The sequence below is a fragment of the Neisseria sp. P0021.S005 genome (assembly GCF_051956955.1).
This window is the reverse complement of record NZ_JBQCWY010000994.1, coordinates 1-434: the sequence shown is the minus strand read 5'-3', so window position 1 is coordinate 434 and position 434 is coordinate 1. Positions and strand designations below refer to the sequence as shown.

1 protein-coding gene is annotated in these 434 nt (G+C 53.2%); it reads right to left on the bottom strand.

Translation table 11 applies throughout. The features are described 5' to 3' along the window. Nucleotides 1-434, bottom strand: a 434-nt coding sequence (locus ACTHUE_RS20550; RefSeq protein WP_440424338.1) for an amidase, incomplete at both ends; no start/stop codon positions are given.

The following is a 434-nucleotide window of genomic DNA, read 5'->3' as shown; positions in this document are numbered from 1 at the left end:
CAGAGGCGAGAACGTAATAAGCAGGAATCGACAATGATGTTTGCGGCAGGGAAACTTCAACAGTCTCTGCGCCTTGAGCTTTGAGCAAATCGATAACGCTTTGCAAGGCCGGCTGAACATCGGCATCCGCGCCTTCGCCGAAATATTCTTTAGGCAAACCGATTTTCAAACCTTTGAGCGGCTTGGCCAAATCACGGGTGTAGTCTTCTTTGTCGCGCTCCAAGCTGGTGGAATCGCGCTCGTCAAAGCTGGCCATGGCGTTCAACAAAATCGCGCAGTCTTCGGCCGTTTGCGCCATAGGACCGGCTTGGGCAAAGCTGGAAGCATAAGCAACCATACCAAAGCGTGAAACCGTACCGTAAGTCGGCTTGATGCCGGTAATGCCACAATGCGATGCTGGCTGGCGGATAGAACCGCCGGTATCCGAACCTAAC